Source organism: Paenibacillus sp. FSL W8-0187 (assembly GCF_037969755.1).
GTDB lineage: Bacteria > Bacillota > Bacilli > Paenibacillales > Paenibacillaceae > Paenibacillus_AQ.
Map to the genome: position 1 here is coordinate 7,098,245 of NZ_CP150206.1, position 21,685 is coordinate 7,119,929.

General features: G+C 48.8%; 20 protein-coding genes. 6 read left to right on the forward strand and 14 right to left on the reverse strand.

Annotation, left to right across the window (positions count from 1 at the left end):
- Nucleotides 1-34 precede the first annotated feature (34 nt).
- The 3 genes from MKY48_RS32150 to MKY48_RS32160 form a co-directional block, all read right to left on the reverse strand.
- Entirely contained in the window at nt 35-1,018 is a 984-nt protein-coding gene (locus MKY48_RS32150) for a BadF/BadG/BcrA/BcrD ATPase family protein (RefSeq protein WP_339291959.1), read from the reverse strand.
- A gap of 109 nt (nt 1,019-1,127) precedes the next feature.
- Nucleotides 1,128-2,024 (reverse strand): AraC family transcriptional regulator, encoded by an 897-nt coding sequence (locus MKY48_RS32155; RefSeq protein WP_339291960.1) that lies wholly within the window; start codon nt 2,022-2,024, stop codon nt 1,128-1,130.
- Between the two features lie 228 nt (nt 2,025-2,252).
- Nucleotides 2,253-3,329 carry a branched-chain amino acid aminotransferase gene (locus tag MKY48_RS32160; protein ID WP_076323799.1) on the reverse strand — a complete coding sequence of 359 codons (1,077 nt, stop codon included), beginning with the start codon at nt 3,327-3,329 and terminating at the stop codon, nt 2,253-2,255.
- 122 nt (nt 3,330-3,451) lie between these two features.
- Between MKY48_RS32160 and MKY48_RS32165 the strand changes: the two genes are divergently transcribed.
- The gene (locus tag MKY48_RS32165; RefSeq protein ID WP_076323798.1) at nt 3,452-4,342 is read left to right on the forward strand and encodes a LysR family transcriptional regulator; all 891 of its coding nucleotides are present in this window, start codon (nt 3,452-3,454) and stop codon (nt 4,340-4,342) included.
- Between the two features lie 61 nt (nt 4,343-4,403).
- Here MKY48_RS32165 and MKY48_RS32170 read toward each other — a convergent pair whose 3' ends face one another.
- The 7 genes from MKY48_RS32170 to MKY48_RS32200 form a co-directional block, all read right to left on the reverse strand.
- Complete coding sequence (locus MKY48_RS32170; RefSeq protein WP_339291961.1) at nt 4,404-5,222, reverse strand: GNAT family N-acetyltransferase; 819 nt, start codon at nt 5,220-5,222, stop codon at nt 4,404-4,406.
- Between the two features lie 379 nt (nt 5,223-5,601).
- Nucleotides 5,602-6,138 (reverse strand): GNAT family N-acetyltransferase, encoded by a 537-nt coding sequence (locus MKY48_RS32175; RefSeq protein ID WP_076323796.1) that lies wholly within the window; start codon nt 6,136-6,138, stop codon nt 5,602-5,604.
- A 318-nt stretch (nt 6,139-6,456) separates the two neighbouring features.
- Nucleotides 6,457-7,401, reverse strand: coding sequence for a macrolide 2'-phosphotransferase MphI (gene mphI / locus MKY48_RS32180; RefSeq protein ID WP_339291962.1), 945 nt, complete (start codon nt 7,399-7,401; stop codon nt 6,457-6,459).
- Nucleotides 7,402-7,911: 510 nt separating this feature from the next.
- A complete protein-coding gene (locus MKY48_RS32185; RefSeq protein ID WP_100541128.1) occupies nt 7,912-8,202 on the reverse strand; it encodes a DUF6509 family protein in 291 nt (96 codons plus the stop codon).
- Nucleotides 8,203-8,304: 102 nt separating this feature from the next.
- Nucleotides 8,305-8,775, reverse strand: coding sequence for a DUF3052 domain-containing protein (locus MKY48_RS32190; RefSeq protein WP_339291963.1), 471 nt, complete (start codon nt 8,773-8,775; stop codon nt 8,305-8,307).
- A 148-nt stretch (nt 8,776-8,923) separates the two neighbouring features.
- Entirely contained in the window at nt 8,924-9,985 is a 1,062-nt protein-coding gene (gene rlmN / locus MKY48_RS32195) for a 23S rRNA (adenine(2503)-C(2))-methyltransferase RlmN (protein WP_339291964.1), read from the reverse strand.
- Nucleotides 9,986-10,263: 278 nt separating this feature from the next.
- Complete coding sequence (locus MKY48_RS32200) at nt 10,264-11,223, reverse strand: metallophosphoesterase family protein (protein ID WP_339273733.1); 960 nt, start codon at nt 11,221-11,223, stop codon at nt 10,264-10,266.
- Nucleotides 11,224-11,414: 191 nt separating this feature from the next.
- Here MKY48_RS32200 and MKY48_RS32205 point away from each other — a divergent pair, with 191 nt between their 5' ends.
- The 3 genes from MKY48_RS32205 to MKY48_RS32215 all read left to right on the forward strand — a co-directional run bounded on the left by MKY48_RS32205 (nt 11,415) and on the right by MKY48_RS32215 (nt 13,947).
- On the forward strand, nt 11,415-12,188 hold the full coding sequence (locus tag MKY48_RS32205; RefSeq protein ID WP_339268776.1) for a DeoR/GlpR family DNA-binding transcription regulator: 774 nt from the start codon (nt 11,415-11,417) through the stop codon (nt 12,186-12,188).
- Complete coding sequence (locus tag MKY48_RS32210) at nt 12,188-13,039, forward strand: DMT family transporter (protein WP_076323788.1); 852 nt, start codon at nt 12,188-12,190, stop codon at nt 13,037-13,039. Before MKY48_RS32205 ends, MKY48_RS32210 begins: the two co-directional genes overlap by 1 nt.
- A gap of 104 nt (nt 13,040-13,143) precedes the next feature.
- Nucleotides 13,144-13,947: an alkaline phosphatase family protein gene (locus MKY48_RS32215; protein WP_339268778.1), complete on the forward strand. Its 804-nt coding sequence runs from the start codon at nt 13,144-13,146 to the stop codon at nt 13,945-13,947.
- Between the two features lie 83 nt (nt 13,948-14,030).
- Here MKY48_RS32215 and MKY48_RS32220 read toward each other — a convergent pair whose 3' ends face one another.
- The 4 genes from MKY48_RS32220 to MKY48_RS32235 form a co-directional block, all read right to left on the reverse strand.
- Complete coding sequence (locus tag MKY48_RS32220; protein ID WP_076323786.1) at nt 14,031-14,561, reverse strand: cysteine hydrolase family protein; 531 nt, start codon at nt 14,559-14,561, stop codon at nt 14,031-14,033.
- Between the two features lie 200 nt (nt 14,562-14,761).
- The gene (locus MKY48_RS32225) at nt 14,762-15,715 is read right to left on the reverse strand and encodes an L-lactate dehydrogenase (RefSeq protein ID WP_339291965.1); all 954 of its coding nucleotides are present in this window, start codon (nt 15,713-15,715) and stop codon (nt 14,762-14,764) included.
- An 8-nt stretch (nt 15,716-15,723) separates the two neighbouring features.
- The gene (locus tag MKY48_RS32230; protein WP_339291966.1) at nt 15,724-17,277 is read right to left on the reverse strand and encodes a lactate permease LctP family transporter; all 1,554 of its coding nucleotides are present in this window, start codon (nt 17,275-17,277) and stop codon (nt 15,724-15,726) included.
- 221 nt (nt 17,278-17,498) lie between these two features.
- Entirely contained in the window at nt 17,499-17,978 is a 480-nt protein-coding gene (locus tag MKY48_RS32235) for a MarR family transcriptional regulator (protein ID WP_339291967.1), read from the reverse strand.
- A gap of 356 nt (nt 17,979-18,334) precedes the next feature.
- On the opposite strand from MKY48_RS32235, the gene MKY48_RS32240 reads away from it, so the two are divergent.
- The gene (locus MKY48_RS32240) at nt 18,335-19,429 is read left to right on the forward strand and encodes a GntR family transcriptional regulator (protein WP_339291968.1); all 1,095 of its coding nucleotides are present in this window, start codon (nt 18,335-18,337) and stop codon (nt 19,427-19,429) included.
- 33 nt (nt 19,430-19,462) lie between these two features.
- Nucleotides 19,463-21,655 carry a GH92 family glycosyl hydrolase gene (locus MKY48_RS32245; protein ID WP_339291969.1) on the forward strand — a complete coding sequence of 731 codons (2,193 nt, stop codon included), beginning with the start codon at nt 19,463-19,465 and terminating at the stop codon, nt 21,653-21,655.
- Nucleotides 21,656-21,685 lie beyond the last annotated feature (30 nt).

Consider the following 21,685-nt stretch of genomic DNA (forward strand, 5'->3'; position numbering starts at 1 on the left):
TATTTATCAGGTTCTATTTAAAACGATAAACTGATCAGGCTGTGGTTACCTGCTCAAACGTAAATGCTTTTAGTTTGGCCTCCGCCTGTGCATCAATGGCATGGCCATCGGCATCCATCGCGCAGAGAAGCGCGCCGGAAACCGGATCGGAAGTCAGTCTTACACAGCTCGCATGTGGTGCCCGGACCGCAACAATCCGTTCGATCGCATCCGTCAGGATCGAGCTATTCGGCCTGTTCAGCACACTGCCGATATAAACAATGTCAAATGCTTCATCCGTCATGTCCAGCCGCCGGATCAGCGTACATACCGCATTAGCCAGCTCTTCGCCTTCATTCTCAAGAATTCGGGTTGCCACCTCGTCACCTGCTTCAGCTGCCTGGAACAGCGTCTTCACCAGGCTTGGCGGAACCTTTGTCTTACCGTAGAGGACATCCTCATACATCGGTTCTACGGACGTGTATCCCATCTGCTCCAGTACGAGCGATGTCAATAAGGTTGCCGGGCCCCGCTCATCCCAGGCCCGAATGACTGCCCGGAAAGCCAGCGTGGCAAATCCGAAACCGCCCGCGTATCCATCTCCATACAAGAAGCCGAATCCGCCATACTGCAGCTCTTCTCCCGCACGGTTGCGGGCTGCGCTGTTGAAGCCTGTACCGCAGATCAGTGCGGCGCCATACGAACGGCTGGTTCCAGCCCTCATCCCGATAATGGTATCGCATGCGATATCATGCTTGGAATAACCGAGAGCCCCGATCATCGGACGCAGGATCTCGTAATCGGCTTCCCGATCTGCTCCGGCCAAGCCAAAATAAGCATAACTGATATTTTCTTTGGCAACTCCAGCCTCTTGAAGAGCCGCATTACAGGCTTCCTCAATGTTACGGGCCGCATGTTCACGGTGAATCTGGTGATTGCCGTTCCCAGACGCTCCCTTGCCAAGAATGTTCCCTTGCTCATCGCAGATCACGGCGTGTGTCTTACTACCGCCGGCATCTACACCCAGATACAAACTCATGCACTTCACTCCTACCCGCCATACAGCGGCGTCATGTGGTGGTATATATTTAAGATACCGCTTCCACTGACATCCATCTACTGTTATACGATCAAGGAGTGATACTATCTTACTGTTTCTTGGTTTTTGTAGTGGAAGGGATCACGGGACTGCCTGCATAAGCACGCTCCCGAATTTCGCTTGGCGATGCACCGACATGCTGCTTGAACAGACGATTGAAATTAGACAGATTCCGAAACCCGCAGGATTCCGCAATCTCGATAATCTTCTGGTCCGTCGTCTCTAGCAAGTGCACGGCATGCGTCAAGCGCAGCTGAATCAGATAATGGTGCGGTGAAGTGCCGACCGCCTGCTGGAACAGAGCGCTGAACCGGGAAGGGCTCAGATGCGTTAAATCCGACAGCTCCTGCAGCGTCCAGCTGTAGTCCAGATCAAGCTCCATCGTACGCAGGACTTCTTTTAACGCATGCATTCCCCTACCCTTGATCGGCCTGTTCGCTTGAATCGGAGTCGACAGATGGCGGTTCGCCAAACTCAGGAAACGAATGAGATCCGAACGGATCAGGCTCATATAAGCGGTACCTCGGGATTGATACTCTTCCATCATGCGCCCCAGCAGGTGAGCCAATTCATCGTGTACGGGGGACTGCCTCTCCATGTTTCCAAGCGAACGGAAGGGAGCCATCAGATCCGGATCGAACTTGAGGTCAATGGATAATAGCGAAGGCTCGAACATAATGACATCCATCACCAGATTCTCGGTCTCATACGCCCGGTGAAGATCATTGCTGTTGATGAAAATGATATCCCCCTGCTGAAACTGGAGCTTCATCCCGTTGATCAGAATAAATCCGGTCCCGCTCTGAATATAGTTGAGCTCCAAAGCATGATGCCAATGCAGGCGCTGGGCTCCGGCAAATATGCCGTGCGTGGTCGACGCTGTAAAAGGAAAAGCAGCGTTCGTAAAATCAATAGCATCAGGAACGACACTCTGCGGACGATTCACTAAAAAAGCACCTCCATGCCTTCGTACGTCAACGTGTCAACAATTTACCCTCATCGTAACATGGCGCTTAACATAAGAAAAACGTTTATCGACGTATCTTCTCAGAAGACAAACCGCATATAACGAAGAGCCCGAAGGCCAATTAAGAGTTGGATCACAGAGAGAGCTGTGATGAACAAAAAAAGGACCCTGCCTCAGTATGCCTGCGGCAGGGTCCTTATAGGTTCATTAAGATAACGTAAGCTCAACCGTCCAGCCGAACGGATCCTCAACCGTTCCGAGCTGGATGCCTGTGATGGCATCATATACGCGTTTAGAGAGTTCGCCCGTTGCTCCCTCACCAATCTTCAATTGCTCATCCTGCCATTCCAGGGATCCAATCGGTGAAATTACCGCTGCCGTACCGGTACCAAAAGCTTCGGTCAACAAGCCGCTGCGGTGGGCCTCCACGATTTCATCAATGGAGATGGCCCGTTCTTCTACCGGGATATTCCAATGCTGAAGCAGTTGGATAACCGAGTTCCGGGTAACGCCATCCAGGATGCTGCCATTCAGCGCCGGGGTTACGACCGTATCGCCCAGCTTGAAGAACACGTTCATGCTGCCGACTTCCTCGATATATTTGCGATGTACGCCATCAAGCCACAGCACCTGCGAGTATCCCTTAAGCGTTGCTTCATCCTGCGCCTTCAAACCTGCCGCGTAGTTGCCAGCCGTCTTGGCATTGCCCACGCCGCCGGCTACGGCACGCACGTATTTCGGCTCCACATAAATGCTGACCGGATTGATGCCTTCTGCATAATACGAACCGACCACCGACAGGATAATCATGAACTTGTATTGCAGTGATGGCGCTACGCCAAGCACGGGCTCGGTTGCGATCACAAACGGACGGATATAGAGCGATGTGCCCGGCTCTGAAGGAATCCAGTCGCGGTCCACGAGCACCAGCTGCTTGAGCGCTTCCATAACAAGTTCCTCGTCCAATGCCGGAATGCTCAGGCGCTGATTGGACAGGTTCAGCCGCTGAATATTTTTGCTCGGGCGGAACATGAGAATCCGCTCATCTTCCGTCAAGTAAGCCTTCAGGCCTTCAAATACGGTCTGCCCGTAGTGAAATACCTTGGCGGCAGGGTCCAGTTCGATCGGCTGATACGGAACGACGCGCGGATCGTGCCAGCCTTGACTAGCATCATAATCGAGAATAAACATGTGGTCCGTAAATACCGTGCCGAAAGCCTGTTTGTAGTGGCTCGGCTTTGTCTTCGGGGTGGTCGTTAACTCCACGGGTATCGCGTAAGTCATGTGCACACATCTCCTTATTTTGTAAACGTTATTAGTTGAATCATATCAATCGATACCCTATATTAAAAATATCTGATTTATAGGGATACCATACCTTAAAGGTATGGAGAGGGGGTATGAAGATGGACATTCGACAGCTACGATATTTCCTGACGATTGCGCAGGAAGGACAGATCACGCGTGCAGCAAAACAGCTCAATATGGAGCAGCCTCCATTAAGCCGTCAGCTGAAACTGATGGAGGAAGAGCTCGGCGTTCTGCTGTTTGAACGCAGCGGCAAGCAGCTTCAGCTCACACACGCAGGCGAGCTGCTGCAGAACCGAGCCGCATCCCTGCTGAACCAGTTCAATGAAACGCTAACCGAGGTGAAGGAGATCCACGCTGGAATCCGCGGCATGCTCTCCATCGGCGCCGTCGTCTCCTGTATTTCGCTCTTGCCCCAGCGCATCCAGATCTTCCGGCAGCAATATCCCGAGGTCACCTTCAAGATTCGGGAAGGCGATCACTCCCTGCTGGCGGATCAACTCGACAAGCGTAATATTGAGCTGGCAGTGACCCGGCTCCCTTTCGAATCCAGCTTCGGGCCTGAGCGTTATGCCGTTCGGCCTCTGCCCTCCGACCCGTTCGTCGCGGTCCTTCCAAGCAGCTGGGAAAGTGTATCCTCCCATTCGGAAATCTCGATGCGCGAGCTGGCGGAATATCCGTTCTTATCCTTAAAAACCGATCAGACGATCGGGATGCATGAGCGGGTCATCCAAGAATTTAAGCGCGGCGAACTTGAACCGCATGTCATTTGCGAATGCTCCAGCGTTGCCATTATCGTTGCTCTGGTAGCTGAAGGCATCGGTGCCACCATTTTACCCGAGTCGGTGATGTCCTCATTTGCGATTCCCAACATCCGGACACTGTCCATTACGAGCGCTGATTTCCAGTCCGACGTGGGCATTGTCTGGCTGAGGGATCATGTACTATCCAATCGGGCCCGGCATTTCTTAGCTACCTTTATAGAATAACATTTGTTGATGCCCCTCGTCTTCCCCGGCTTTGTCCAAGCCGTGCCACTTTATGGATTCACTATTCATTGTTAACAAACTTGAAGTCGCGAATCGTTCCGCACCGGAGAAACCCGATATTTTGGTACAATCGATTGGAGTCCGGGTTGACCTGATCGGCATACAGCATGGGTACCAAACCGTCCTGCAGCAGACGAAGTCCAAGGTCTGCAACCAGGGCGCTGGCATACCCTTTTTTCCGTTCAGCCCTCGGCGTGTATACTGCGTTTATGCGACCGTGCCTTGGCGAACGGTGTGCAAGATTAGCCATCGAGACCGCTTTGTCGCCAGCTATCCATAAATACAACCCGCCCTGCTGAATGAGTCGCTGCGCTGTCTCGACTTGGCTTGCCGCATTCGCGCGGACCCCATAAGCATCCTCCGAAAATCCAACCAGAAACCGGGCCACCTGCTGCGTATCTTCTTCAGCGGCCTGCCTGATCGCGCCCTCGACAAAATGAGGAGGCTCCACAGCGGGGGCATGGTAAGACTCCATCGTCATATGATGACGGTAGGTCCCTTGACGCTCCTCTGCATAACAACGTGCAAACTGCTCTGCCACACCCGGCTCCCCGGTCACCCCAGGCAGGGTCACCGCTTCAAGCTCGCTTACTAGCTCTTGGAGCAGGTGCTGCCGCTTATCCCCGGAAACCTCCTGGGAAATCCATAACCACGCGTTTCCCCGGGGAGACTGCGCAAAGATCATCCGTCCATCCGGCGATTTCAGCCCCATGTTCTGCGGTGACCCAGCAAGGAGATGAATCAGATTGTATGACACCTCATCCTGAATAAAATCTTCCTGGTACAGCACCTCGTCCTGAGGCATCAATTTCGCAAGCATACGTACACTCCTCTCTTTTCCATGGTCTAAATGAACACAAAAAAGCCCCGTCCCTTGTAGGGACGGAGCCTTGTCTCCGCGTTACCACCCTGATTCGCACCGGTCAAGCCGGTACGCACTCTCGTCATCATCCATCAATGATGCCCCATGGTAACGGCAGGGAATACCGGACACGCCTCAAGTTATAAACGATCGGCGGATCTGCTCCGAGGTGATGGCCATACATCGCCGCTGACTGCTTCGCACCACCCAGCAGTTCTCTGATTCAGCTTCCACTTGCGACCCTGGCGTCCTCATCCTAGCATTTTCGAAAAATTTAACTCAGTTTACTCCCAGCAGCATCCAGCTGTCAAGCCCGATTCCACATATGAAGAAATGCTTATTTGTTATTAAAACGGAAGACCAGCATATCCCCTTTTTCCGGATGGACGCCTTCATGCTCCGTATATCTTCCGCCCGTGTACGTGTTCAACGTCTTGCGCCAAAAAATCTGGGTACTCATATTGCGCTCGGTCGGATTCGTTTGCAGCTCCCATGCACCTTGGAACTGATCGAACACAAGCTCAGCCGCTCGTTGGGCTACACCTTGTCTTCGAAAAGTCCGAAGCACAAAAAAATCATTCAAGTAGTACTGAATATTCGGCGATGGAATGTACGGGGTGGTCGCCACCAGGGCCAACCCTGCCGCGATACCATCTACAGAGATCAGATAAGGAAAAAGAACCGATGGCTGCTCCCACCACATATCGAGCTGCTTGCTCTGTTCGCTTAAGGTCGGCACATCCTCTTTTTCAAATACACCGAACCGGTTAGGACGGACCCCCCATATCTCAGCAATGTCATGCAAGTACAGTGGATAGATGTTATGCAGAATAAATGACTGTTCCTTCGGGCATAAACGTACCTCAATATTCACGGTCAATCCCCTCCCTAAATGAATGATGTATGTAAGTTTAGTATGTCTAGGATAACATATTTACTCTTCCAAGAGGTTTACAGGTATGTAAATTGCGTTACGAATGTAGTAAAAATCTGTTAACCTTACTTCTTATTTCACCATGATTTCATTATATGTCCTACAGCTCATCCAAAATAATGTTGAATTCTGTTAATTTATATCATGCAAAGAGCCAACCGAATGTATGCATCGGTTGGCTTGTAGTTTTCTAGAGAGCTGTATCCAGTGGGTTTGCAGTCTCACCAAACAGCATAAAATCCCTTTGCAGCCACTCTCCTAGTTCGTCGAGGAAGCCTCCTCCGTCAATCCTAGGGCATTCCGCGCCATCGTCATATACTCCTCCTGACCTGTCAGGAGAGCGAACTGGGCAATCAGCACGGGATAGGCGGCATGCTGCTCGACAATATGATCAAACATGCGCGGCCACACCCTCCCTCCAGCTTGTTCATACCGGTCCAACAGGACGCGGAGATTATGCTCGCCATAAATGGCGTAGTATAACACGAAGTCTTTGGCGGGACTTGCCACCTCCGACTCCGTCCAATCCAAGAGCCCGGTAACCTGCACGCGCTCATCAATCAGGATATGCGGGGGATGAAGATCGCCATGGATGAGGGCAGAATGCGTTGGCCAATAGGAATCCTCTTCCAGCCAGTTCTGCCATCTTTCCCACAGCGTATCGGAGACGCCCAGACTGCTCTTGATGTCTTCCATATTTCGCGCCGTCTCTTCACGAACCTCTTGGGGACTCTTCACCCGCAGACCTGCTGCTCGCGCCGCATCATGATCGATGCCATGCAAGGAAACCAGCGTCTCAGCCAATGAGCGGACAAATCCGTCACCCGGATTCTCATGATCCATATTCCATGCATAGCCTTCGGAGCTGACGGAAGCGGCAGGCTCCCCACTAAGCAGCGGGTAGGCGATGAGCTCCGGCGTATAAATCCGCCAATCTGGTACATCAACCGGAAGATAGGATGGGATCAGCTTCAGGACCCGGGCTTCGTTATCAGCCCTTTCCAGCACATCCGATCGTCTCGGTTTACGCAGAATCCACCGTGCTCCGGTCCCTGCTTCCTCTGCGAATCCAACAAGGAAATCCATGCCGGATTCATTCATTTCAATTCCCTCCGGATTCAAATTCACCCCGTGTTTTCCGGTAATCTCCAGCATCTCTTGTATAACTTGTGTATACTCATCATTGTGTTTTGCTATTGTCATAAGGAATCAATCCCCTTCCATATTTCATTGCATCATCGCCGTCATAACAACAAAAAAAGCACAGGCATCGAGCTGCCTGTGCTGGGTAACCGGAACGGGTTCTATAGCTGTCCACCGTTCCTGGAATGCCTAATCTAAATACACATCCAAATAAAACAGGAAGGTGAAAACACCGTTATCCCACAAATGAATAGACGTGTATTTCTATAGACATATCATAAAAATGGGTTACGTAAAAAAGACGGACCCATCCCGATTACCCTGCATCTGTGCAGGTCTCTTTAGCGCTATTTCATTAGCCGCGAAAAGATCTCAATCGGGAATAATCCAACATACGTAACCCTCCGTTCATCATAAGTTGTGTTTAACTTTACCAAAACCATCAATAGTCTGCAAGACCTGTTACGGCAATATTTCCACTTTCCATGGAAGAAGCTGCAATCCGTAATGATTCAGCACAGCATGACCAAGTCAACCCGCAAGTGCTTGTTTCTCATCTTCCGGCTCTATTTACGCTTCCTGCAAATGCTCTTTGCAAAAAGTCATGAGTTCTTCCTCTTCCTCGGGCTCCATATCGAAGTCCAGATACTGGTCCGTTGTCCGCTCATAGAAGTCGTACTTTACAATGCGCGAACGCTCCTCATCATCCAGGTAAATCACTCTCAAATAGACGCCATGCTCCGAATAAAGCTCATCGTCCTCCGGCACGTCCAAATCACATACAAACTCAAAGCGTTTGCCTGTCAGGATTCCAAAGGGATCCTTCACCAATTCAACGCTGTATTCTTTGATTGTCAGCATATTCCCATCCTTTCTATCACTCTATTCATTATACACAACAGCGCATTTTTGGGCCGGGCAGCCAATATCAATATACCCGAGCTACCGTATGCAAGCCGACCTTCATTTATCGTCCTCTTGACCCGTCCGTTCTTTCCCCTTCGCGGTTGCTGCAAACGATCTGGTCATGGACTTGATCAACTCCACTTTACGGTAGCGCATGGCCGACCAATCCTCATCGATAGCGATTTGCCGAACGGGCTCATAGCCTTCGTCAGCAAGAATGCCCGTAATGCTCTCCCGGCTGCAATCGGAGTTCTTGTAGGTCTTGGATGATTTCTTGGGATAACACAGCCACAGCAGGCCGTTGTCAGTCACGGAGCTGGCTGCGATCTTGGCAAACCGCTGCAATTCGTCATTGCTTGTCCCGAATGCTTGCACAAAATCGTAAGGCACTTGTCTAGGCTCGGTATGAACATCCCCTTGCAGGGAGTTGATGACCTCATGATAGGCCTGCGGCGCGTTTAGCATCAGAACCGGCTGGCCGAGGTCTTTGAATTGCAGCTTTTTGACGGTTGGATGTGTCTCCAGCATGTTTAAGTTCATTCCTCTCGATTCGATTGTAATATAAAGCACTTCGGACACCTTATTAAGAAGAGCATACCCATATGAGTGGGTACGCCCTTTCAACTGGCCAATCCATATGGCGGAAAAATCCACCTGAGATTGCACGTTATTCTTGTTACTGCGCTTTCTTAATCTGCTTGCTTCGCAGCTGCCCGCAGGCCGCATCGATGTCGGTTCCATGCTCCAGGCGAACGCTGCAGCTAATGCCTTGTTTTTTTAAGGTATCATAAAAAGAGGTGATCGATTCTTTCGTGCTGCGCTGATACTGGCTGTGCTCATCTACTGGGTTGTACGGAATGAGGTTCACATTCGCCAGATTGCGTCGCTTGCCAACAAGCTCTGCCAGCTCGAGCGCATGCTCAGGCTGATCGTTTACATCCTTCAACAGAATGTACTCCAGCGTGATGCGACGATTCGTTTTTTCCAGATAATAATCAATCGCTGCCATCAGCTTCTCGATCGGAATCGCCTTGTTAATCTTCATAATGAGGGTCCGGATCTCGTCATTCGGCGCATGCAGGGAGATGGCCAGATTTACGCCCAGATCGCTGTCCGCGAACTCGATGATTTTGTTAGCCAGTCCGCTGGTCGATACCGTAATATGACGGGGACCGATGGCAAGCCCCTTATGTTCCTTGATCACGCGAATGAAATCCGACATGTTCTCATAATTATCAAACGGCTCCCCGATCCCCATCACTACGAGGTGGCTGACCCGCTCGCTTTTGCCTTTTTGATCCAAGTGAAGCTGAACCTGCATGACCTGTTCCACAATTTCCGCTGCGGATAAATCTCGGCTTTTCTTCAGCAGACCGCTGGCGCAGAAGCTGCAGCCGATGTTGCAGCCGACCTGGGTGGTTACACAGACCGATAAACCGAATTTATGCCGCATCAATACAGTCTCAATCAGGTTGCCGTCCACCAGCTTGAACAGGAACTTAACCGTTCCGTCCAGAGATTCCTGCTTGGTATGCTCCTCCAAGGTCAGAATCGTATAATGCTCCGCAAGCAGTTGCAAGCACTCCGGATGCACATCCGTCATATCGGAAAAAGCGGTGACCCGCTTCCGATACAGCCACTCCCATACCTGTGTTGCCCGAAACTTTTTATGTCCACGCTCGCCAAGCCAAGCTGTCAACTGATCTAATGTTAATCCATAAATGGATGGTTTGTTCATTGATTGGTCCTCTTTCTATTCATAGTCCACTCCTTATTGTCCCAAAATTCCGAAGCGAACACAAGGGGAGTTATAGGCAATTCACGCTTCTTGTACGTAAATAGGATTGACATATCCAATAAATACCTTTAACACAAACCAAACACACCTCCCATGAAACCACCCGGATTATTTCCGTACATTTCATAAGAGGTGTGTTTTTACTATTGGTGTGTGTTCAAAAAGGTCGATTTTCAGCACCGAAGCTTATGCTTTTTTGAACAACCTCTATTGTCGTATTAGAGGGGCGCCCCGGGTTCATGCTTCTCCTGCTCCCGTATTTGCGAGCCGTCGCTCAGCGTAATCCAAGTGTCGAACTGCCGCTGTCCTTCATGCAGGCAAATAACCCTCGCACCACGGAGCATGCCTTCCCGGCCATATGTACCATAACCGGTAGCTCTGCCGTAACAGAGACGGATGCCGTGCAATTCCCCCCAGTAATCATTGATATGATCATGTCCGGCAAACGTGCCCATCACATCGCCCCGCTCCAGCATGGCCGCGAACAGACCGGTATTCACTTCGGGACAGCACACTCTCTCGAACTTGCTCCCGTAGCACGTTTTCCGCTCCCAGACTTCATGATACTCCGGTAGAGGGATATGGAAAAAAGCCAATGCGGGCAGCGGATTTCCTTGATGCTTGGCGCTGTAAGCCAAGGACGCCATCTCATACCAGCGGATCTGATCGCGCCGAATCCAATCGTACCCCGGAACAGCAGGATGTTCAGACTCTCTCCCTGAATCGAAGAAATACAGAACGGCCGCCGTGTCTTTCCCATGACTGTCGTACAACGGAATCGTATAATTACCAACGCCGTGAACTTCTGGCGAGCCATGCTCTGCACAGTTGTAGGTGTGCTGCAGAGCTGCATTCATAAGTTCTTCACGCGTGACATCCCCCTCCGTATCATGATTCCCGAATACGAAAGCCCAGCGGATTCCGCGTGACTCCACCGTCTTGACAACATCCTTGAAGGCCTGCACCGGATCCTGGCACTTTTTCCAGCCGGGATCGGCTTCTCCGGAATAAATGAGATCGCCCGTAAATACCACCAGATCCGGCTGCTCCAGGTCCAGTACCGTTTCCATACAGCGCCGGCTCATCTGATCCTCAGGTTCCCCATTCTTCCAATGAATATCTGTGAACTGCACAATCTTGAAGGTATGATCGTCTCCGAATCGAAGAGTTGGCTTCAACATAACCGTCTCCTTTACATGGACATGTGGTTTTTTAATGAATTCTTGTGGTTTTATGTGTATTTTAGTGGAGGTAACGACGAAAAGTCAATGATTTTTCGTTGACAATCTCGTTTTACCAGCCTAATATAAGATCGAATCCACATCTTCGGTCAACATCAGTCACATACAATATTGAGGTGAATGAATTTATGTCTGTAACCTATGAGGAACGCAGGGGGAAGATCTTAAATCAATTGGAGCTTGAGGGCAAGGTGAAAGTCCACGCCCTTGCGGAGCAGCTGGAGGTATCCGCAGAAACGATCCGAAGGGATTTGGATCGGTTAGAGAAGGAAGGCCAGCTGCGCAAAGTTTACGGCGGCGCCGTCAAATCCCGTTCCGGGCATATTGAGCCTTCCTTCACGAGTCGTTCCCAAACATGCGCAGAGGAAAAGGCCGCGATTGGTAGACTCGCAGCTTCCCTAATTAAGGAAGGGGAGACCGTTCTGCTCGATAACGGAACAACCACGATTGAAGTCATGCGTTATCTTAAGGACCGGTCTGATGTCACGGTCATCACCCACTCGCTGCCAGTCCTGAATCTGGCGATGGAGATTTTCCAGGGAAAGATTATTTATATCGGCGGGGATATGGACCGGACTAAACAGGCGGCAACAGGTCCTCTGACCGAAATGCTGCTGGAACAGTTCAAGGTCAATAAAGCGTTTATCTCGGCCGGCGGCATCTCATTAACCGATGGCATTACCGATTATGATCTGGATGAAGCCTACATATCACGAAAAATGCTGGAGCGTTCCGAGGAAGGCATCGTCCTTGCCGATCATACGAAACTCGGGGTAACCACGTTCTCGAAGCTCGCCAAACTGGAGGACATCTCCATGGTTATCACGGATCCAGGCTGTTCACAGGAATGGGTGGATAACCTGTCCGCTCGCAGCATTGAAGTCCTTATCGGACATTTCTGATGGAACTGCTATCACTGCTGCTGGTGCTGTCTTCCGGTTTAACCCATGCCCTTTGGAATCTGTTCACGAAGCGAAGCATTCATAAATCGGTGTTTCTGTGGTGCATCCATTCTGTCACCTTAATCCTCCTGATGCCTTCTTTTCTCATGGAGATGTCAGGGCTGAAGCTGGAACCGCACATTTACGGACTTATGCTTCTGTCCATGACCATTCAAGGCTTCTATATCACGCTGCTCTCCAAAGCCTATACTCATGGCGATATGTCCCAGGTATACCCGTTTATGCGAGGGCTTGGCGCTATGCTGACTTCGCTGTGCAGCCTCGTGTTGTTCCATGAGCATCTAAGCGCAGCGGGTTATATGGGCCTGAGTATCATCATCTTTTCGCTGTTTGCTTTATCGGGTTTGAGATTCAAAGGCCCTTCCAGCCTGAACCCCAAAGCCTTAAGCTATGCTTGCCTGGTCGGGCTTTGCATTTCAGGGTATACCCTGACCGACAAGGCCGTTCTGGATGCGGGGGTCTCCCCTATCGCGCTAATCCAGTTATCCAATATCAGTTATTTCATCGCTCTGATCGTTCCCGTGATGCTGTCAAGAGGGCTAAAACAGGAATGGTCGGTGAACTGGCGCACGATCCTGCTGGGCTCCATCCTGGCACCGGGATCTTACCTGCTGTTCCTGTTCGCCATGCGGCTCACCCCGCTTGCACACATCGCGCCGGTCCGTGAAATGAGCACGGTATTTGGCACCATACTCGGCATCATCGTTCTGCGTGAGCAGCAAGGCTGGCGGCGAATCATTACGTCCGTGCTCATCACGCTAGGTATCGTGACCATTGCCTTATGGGGGTAGCAATCGTCATCGCAAGTTAGCAATCCTTTACACATTTTGCATAATGTCTTATTCAACTTCAATGCTTAAAGATCAAATTGTTCTTACCGAGGAGGAGTTTATCGATGGCTAAACGTGTCGTTATTCTTGGAATTGATGGAGCAGGCAGGTTCGTTCAAGAAGCGGACGCACCGCATCTTCACGCCCTGCTGCAAGCAGGAGCATACTCGTACGATGCTCAGACCGTATTTCCCAGCATCAGTGCTGAGTGTTGGGGCTCGCTGTTATATGGCGTAGGACCGGACCAACATGGTCTTGATAATGACCGGGCAATTCACCAGCAAATTCCGGAGAGTTTCCCCTATGCTTCACTATTCAAGCTGGCCCGCCAGCAATGGCCGGATGCTCCTCTGTCTGCATTCAGCTGCTGGGAACCGATCAATACAGGAATCATTGAGAATACGATCAACGTTCATATGGAATCCAAACCGGACCCCGAGCTGACGGAAGCCATCGTCGATTATATTCATCAGAAGCCCAATTTCAAACTGATGTTCATTCAGTTGGATCACCCCGACGGTGCGGGCCACAAGTACGGATTCGGTACCGATAAGCAGCTGGAGCAGATTGCCGTTACGGATAAGTACGTAGACATGATTGTCAAGGCACTGGATGATCAGCAGCTGCTGGAAGACACCTGGATCATCACGGTCACGGATCACGGCGGCGGAGGCGCTCATCCTAATGACCACGGCAGTGATCACCCGATGGATATGACCATCACCTGGGGGATTACAGGTCCGGGCATTAAACCCGGCCTTCTCGATGCACCGATCAGCATCATGGACACGGCCGCCGTCATCGGTCATGTGCTGGGGCTGCACGCACCGGATTGCTGGGAAGGAAAGGTACCTGAAGGAATATTCTAATCCGGAAATTCGAGTTAGGGGGAAGCACGTTCCAATTGATGAATCACTTTCTCTTACCTATTCAATATGAAAAAAGCCGGCGATTACACGCCGGCTTCTGTCGTTAAGACGATCTCTTCTGTTGTTTTTAGGTCCGCAAACCATTTCAGGGTAGCGTTCACATGATCTATGATCTGCTGCGCGGTTAACACCGAATTGTTCCAGGTGCTGTGAGCATCTGATACCAGCGTGACATCATAGCCCAAACTGAATGCTCTCCTGCATGTGGTATCTACACATAACTCACTCTGCATACCCGCAAGAATGACATGTTGGACACCCTTTCGTTTCAGTTCTTCCTCAAGCGTTGTGTTATAGAATGAATCCGGTCTGGTCTTCTGAATGATCGTATCCGACATCGCAGGCGCAATCTCAGGGTTAACCTTCCACGCCTCCGACCCTGCCTTCAAACTTTCGTCATTATGTTGTATGTAAAAGACAGGAATGCCGCCGCTTCTAGCTATTGCGATCAGCTGCTTGAGATTGTGGAGCAATCGATCTCCTTCAAACACCGGATCATTCACTTGAAACATCTCATTCTGCACATCAATGACCAATAGCGCACTCTTCTTCAACTATAACACCCTCCTGTACGATCCATTTACTCCTCGACTTTATTATAGAACGAACGTTCCTGCTATGTATATGAGCATTTTGCAGTAACCTGAGTCCTTGATACACAAGGAGTTCCAAGCATAAAAAAGGACTTCACCCTAACTTAGAATAGAGGAAGTCACCGTGAAGCAGGACGGGGCCATCGTGGATAAAGAAATGCTCATTTATTAAGTCCATGGATAGTTTCTCTCATAACAGCTGCTGATTTTTCAAGCATCTGTCTTTCGGTTTCATTCAAATCAATTTCAATAACTTCCTTAATTCCAGTACGATTTACCACAGCAGGTGTACTTAAATACAAATCGCTTTGCCCATATTGTCCTTCCATCAAACATGACACCGGAAGAATACTATTTTCATCTGCGAATATTGCTTTAGTGATCCGTACCAAACACATACCAATGCCATAATAGGTAGCACCTTTTCGATCAATGATGTGGTACGCGGCATCTCGTGTATTTTCGAAAATACTCCGTAATGCAGCTTTATCTCCTGGGTTGTTACGTCTAGCCAATACTTTCTCTAAACCTTCAATCCCAATAGCTGCTTGAGACCAAACCGGAACTTCGCTATCTCCATGCTCCCCAATAATTGCAGCATGAACATTACGTGGATCGACTCCAAGATATTCACCCAACATGAAACGAAAGCGAGCACTATCTAAAGTCGTTCCTGATCCGATTACACGCTCTTTTGATAAACCACTCTCTTTCCAAGCAACATAAGTCATAATATCAACAGGGTTACTTGCAACTAAGATGATACCATTAAATCCGCTCGCCATAATATCTCTGGTAATACTTCGAATAATCTCCGCATTCTTACCAACCAACTCAAGACGTGTTTCATTTTTGTCCTTTTGGGGAGCACCTGCGGTAATAACCACGAGATCGGCTATCTCGCAGGCGGCATACGTACCAGAAGTTACACGAGTAGTGGTTGAAGCAAATGCCATACCGTGTTGTAAATCCATTGCTTCACCTTCTGCTCGCTTTTCATTAATGTCAATTAGTGTTAATTCTTCAACAACGCCTTGATTGATCAAGGCGTAGGCATAACTACAGCCTACCGCTCCTGTACCCACTAATACCACTCGGCTAATTTTGTTCTTCATAAATCCTCCTAGTATAGTAATAGGTTTATTATCCCAATGGCAACAAGGAATATTAGACTTATTTTGATTGTAAATTTAAACAATAGATTTTCCTGTCCACTTAAACCTACTGATGCTGCCGCTACGGCTATCGATTGTGGGCTGATCATTTTAGCCATGTCGCCACCAATCACGTTGGCTGCAACCATTGACCCGGGATCAATTCCGATTTGGCTAGACGTTACGGCTTGAAGTGGTGCAAATAATGACCCACTGTTGACCACTGATCCAGTTAGGAATACACCGATCCAACCCAACACTGGAGAGAATAATGGAAATAACCCTCCAGTCGAAGCGAATGCTAACCCTAACGTAGACGACATTCCGGAATAATTACAAATATAAGCAAAGGCTAAAACACTGCATATCGTTATGATTGGGAATAGCAGTTCTTTAAAAGTATCTTTTATTGAACTTTTTACCGTTGACCATTTAATACGGTAAATCAAAATAGTCAACAATCCTGCTAGTACGATCGCGGTAACGGTTGAAGATAACAGATCCACGTTGAAAATCGCCGCATACGGACTAGGTTCGGTTGTTATTGGTGGATGCTTGATAATTTCGTTATGAACACCTTGGATTGGTATCTTTAACATGAGATCGTCAAATGTGACTTGTGAAAACAAAATTACAAATACGGTGAGCATGATGAATGGTAGCCATGCGACTGTAACTTGTCTAAAATCACTTTTGTATTTGGTTTTTTCACGCCACAAAGTAAATATCGTGAGAGCGATCAAACTCAAACTTGCAGCCAAAATATCAACGAGAACTGCACCAATCGTATTTAGTACTGCAAATTGTACTAAGGCGAAGGATCCTCCACAAACAACGATCGATAACCAAGTCTCACGAATGCCTTTCATTCCATCAACCAGAAATACAACTAAGAATGCAACAATGAAGCTGACAATCGGAATAATATAAGATGTATAGCTTGCCACATCTAATGGAGATAAATCGGTCAATTGGGCCGGAGTAGTTACTGGTATGCCCATTGCACCGTATGACCCTCCTGCAATATTAGCAACTAAGCATATACCGGCGGCATTGATTGGTTTGAAACCCAATCCAACGAGGATTATCGCTGTTATTGCGACCGGGGCTCCAAACCCGGCAGCACCTTCTAAAAATGCCCCAAAGCAATAGGCAATCAGTAACACTTGGATGCGTTTGTCGGGAGTTATTGAGGTTATACTTTCTTTGATGATTTCAAATTTTCCGGTTTTAACCGTTAACTTATAAAGAAATATTGCAGCTAATACAATTGCTGCCACTGGCCAAACTCCTGTTAATGCCCCATATATTCCAGTTCCCAATACTTTAGAAAAAGGCATTCCGTAAGCAACCATTGCAGTCAACGCCGCAATAACAACACTCAAAACTCCTGCTATGTAGCCTTTAACTTTGAATACTGACAAAACGATAACAAAAAATAATATGGGTATTGTAGCAACAATTGCCGATAACCAGATATTATTTAATGGGTCATAATGTTGGTTCCATTCCACTAAACACACCTCACCATATAAAAGCCGTATCCAAAGATTGAGTACGGCATTAGTATGATGGAGTCATATAGTTTTTATTCATCGGATGTCTACGGTCGTAGGCCTCCTGTAAAACTCTAAAAATTTACGTCCACCCAGCAAAAAAAGGAATCCCTCTCTTAGGACTCCTTTTTCCTCTTCTTCAGCTCCCCATCGTAAAGCCGATAAAAAGCAGCCAAGGCAACTTTTAGCTACTCCTCCTCGACGATAACCCCCGGGGTTGCCGACTTTTTCTTTACATTATACTGATGAAGTTTCCTCATGGTCTTGTAAAGCTGCTGCAACTCCTGTTCATCCAGAATGTCGAACATAGAAGTTTGGAAATCTGACAGCAGCGGGATAATCTCTTCTAGTAGGGCCTGCCCCTTATCCGTCAGTGAGATATACTTTACCTTCCAATCCTGCTTGCGGACAATCAGGCCCAGCTTCTCCAGTCGTTTCACCATATGCGAAACACCGCCGCCACTAATGGAAAGATATTCGGCCAGCTCCTGCTGTGATAAAGGTTGGTGTGCAAAGACCTGAATCAAAACGTCGAATTGGGCAACCGTGATGCAAAACGGCTGTAAGAACTCATTCGAGAGGTGGTTGCCAATCTGTTGAAAACGGGTAATCCGAATCCAAGACAGAATGGCTAATCGGTTCTCTTGATGAAATCCCAATTGTTTCATTGACTCCCTACACCTCCCCTCCCTTAATCACAGTCAATTTATCACTCAAGTGAAAAACTGTCAAATCAACGCCCGCCGCTCTTTGAATATTTGATATATCAACTAGTAGTATTATTCGTTTATTATATATACCAATTAATTCTCTCCAATTTATCGGTGCTGAGAGCGCCTAATCTTGAAATATAAACGCGGAAACGATATTATGGACTTAGAATTTTTGAACTACATGCACAATGAGCAGTGTATTCATTTTGTACATTCCAACATAACAACTGTAACTTTTTATCAAAAGTATCAATTAGACTTTGACATAAACGCCATAAAATGATATATCAAATTCAGGGAGGAGATCCGCTTTGGAACAAATTCCACTATACCAATACATCGTAAATGCTCTAACAGCCCAGATTGAATCCGGGGAGCTCCAGGCTGGAGATCAGCTACCGACCGAAGCTGAGATTTCGAAAGAATACAACGTCAGCCGGATCACCTCGAAGAGGGCGCTGACCGAGCTGGAGAATGCCAAGCTGATCTACCGGATCCAAGGTAAGGGAAGTTTCGTGAGCACAGACAGGGCCCCACACAGGCCCCTGGGCAAAACGAACAAGGAGATTCTGCTGATTCTACCGTTCACTCATAACCCGGGGCTTGGAGATTATGAAAAAGGCATCAACGAATTTCTCGCAACGACCGACTATACCCTGAACATTCAGTCCAATACGATTGTCGGACAGCGGAAGCTGCTGGAGGCCGCGCTACAAAGCGCCAATTCGGGATTGATTCTCTACCCGATAAGCAGCATCTCGGATCTTGGCATTCTGTATCAGTATCACCTGGCAAAGTACCCGCTTGTGACGATGGATAAATGCATTGAAGGCATTCCATTCCAGTCCGTTGTCTCCGACAACTTCGGCGGCGGATACCTGGCCTCCAAACATCTGATCGAGAATAATCATAAGAAAATCGCCTTTATCTCCTCCTTGAAGGTAGAGAACTCTTCCTCGATCCGAGAGCGGTATTTCGGTTATTTGAAGGCTCTGTATGATTACAGCCTGATCGATTACAGCGTCAGTGACTTGACCGACCGGTACTTGACCCACGACAACGACAACGGCAGAGAATACTATATTCAGTTTATCCAATCCGTTGTGACACAGGGAATTACGGGGATTGTTGCCGAGAATGACCTGATTGCGATCGAGATCATTCAGATTGCCAAAGAGCTGGGTCTGTCGGTACCGGATGATTTCTCCATCGTGGGCTTTGACAACATTCATCTCGCAAGCTTCGTTGAACCCAAGCTGACCACCATATCCCAGGACTTTGGACAGATGGGATATCAAGCTGCACAAAGCCTTATCACCCTGATCGAGAATTCCCTGGATCAACCGAATGAGAATGTCGTAGTTCCCGTTCGTCTCATTGAACGTCAGACCGTAAAGAAGCTGTAACACGCTATTTCTAAAATCAAAGGAGACTTTTACATGCTAAACTATATCGATACAAGGCAAGGCACCAACAATCAGTACACTTATTCCAACGGGAATGCGCTCCCTTATACGGGTGTACCTTTCGGTATGAACCACTTTGTTGTCCAAACCAAAAATGAAGGAAGCTGGTTCTTCAACCCCAATGACCGCGTCTTCCAAGGCATACGCCTGACGCACCAGCCAAGTCCATGGATGGGCGACTTCGCCCACTTCCTGATGACGCCGATTGCGGACGACAAAATCAGAGGGTCCGTCTTCACCTGTCAAAGTTCCTACCGGCCCGAAGAAGCGATATTCAAGCCCCACTATCTCAAAGTGAAGCAGCAGCGTTATAACATCACCACGGAGCTGGTTCCCAGCACCTACGGTGCGGCAATGCGCATGAAATACAATTCCGGGCAGCAGGCAGGCTTTGTCCTAAACGTTAATAACATAAGCGAATTCCGACTGGATGCAGCCCAGCGCAGACTAACGGGCTATGTCAGCAACTTCGCAGGCTGTCACGATGACGGGTTCCGTATGTACGTAGCCATGAGCTTTAGCAAGGACATAGATCTCGCAACAACAGGTTATTACAAAGAGGAAGGCCAGTTCTTCCCTGAGATTGCTTTTGGCGGTGTCGACCAGCATGCCGTCATTCGTTTCAAAGACTGTGAAAGGGACGTGCTGGAGGTTAAACTGGCAACGTCGTTTATTAGCCTGGAGCAAGCAGAGCTTAACCTTGCGCGCGAGCTGAACACATCCCTGGATGAGCGGAAGGAATTGGCTGCGCAAGCTTGGAATCATTACCTGAACAAAATCCGGGTCACTCACCCGAACGAAGAATATATGCGGACTTTCTATACTTGTCTTTACCGCATGTTCCTGTTCCCGCAGAAGTTCTATGAGCTGGATGCCAACATGGAGCCGGTACATTACGATACAACGGCCCGATCCGTCAAGAAAGGGATTCTCTATACCAACAACGGCTTCTGGGATACTTACAGAACCGTATATCCGCTCTATTCCATCATCGCACCGAAAGAATATGAAGAAATGCTGGAAGGTTTCCTGAATTCCTACCGCGAAACCGGCTTCCTGCCGAAATGGCTGTCTCCGGATGAGCGCGGACTGATGCCAGGTACGCTTATTGATGCCGTCATTGCGGATGCCGCGGCTAAAGGATTGGCTCCGCACCTGATGCCGGAGCTGCTGGAAGCCATGCTGACTGCCGCTACCACGCAGAGCGGAAAGGACTGTTATGGACGTCAAGGAACGATGGACTACATACAGTACGGTTACGTACCAAACACCTATCACGAGAGCGTGAACCACACGCTGGATTACGCATACAGCGACTACTGCATCAGCCGCGTGGCCGATGTCTTGGGCCGATCAGATGTAGCGGATCAATATAGACAGAGCGCGCTCAACTATAAGAATATCTTCGATACGGAAACCGGGTTCATGCGGGCAAAGGATCCTAACGGCCAGTTCCGACCGGATTTCAGTGATACGAGCTGGGGGCTCGATTATGCCGAAGGAAGCGCCTGGCAGACCAGCTTTGCAGTGTTCCAGGATTTCCAGGGTTTGATTGAGGAATACGGTTCGAAGGAACGATTTTTCGACAAAATAACCGAATTGTGTAACAAAGCACCGGACTTCGACGTGCGGGGCTACGGCTTTGAAATTCATGAGATGAGTGAGATGGCTGCCATCGACTATGGCCAGCTGGCCATTTCCAACCAGCCAAGCTTCCATATTCCTTATCTGTTCAACTATGTAGGGCAGCCGGCTTCTTCCCAGGTTGTCATTAAGCAGCTGATGTCGAACCTGTTCAACAGCGGCTTTAACGGCTTCCCGGGTGATGAGGACAATGGAAGCATGTCCGGATGGTATGTATTCAGCTCCATGGGCTTCTACCCGGTATGTCCAGGCAGCAATGAATACGTCCTCGGTATCCCGTTATTCGACAGCGTGAGCATTGAGCTGCCAAACGGTAAGCAGATGTTGATTCATACCGACAACAATAATCCGCAGTCCAATTTCGTTGCGAACGTTCAATTAGAGGGACAAGATTATACCAAACTGTACATTACGCATGAGGATATACTGGCAGGCAAGTCCCTTGATTTCCGTCTCGGACTGGCTCCAAACTATCGTTCTTACAGCTCCGATGAGTTGCCGTTCTCGATATCGAAGAAGTAGCTGTTACAACTATGCTCATATAAGAAAGGG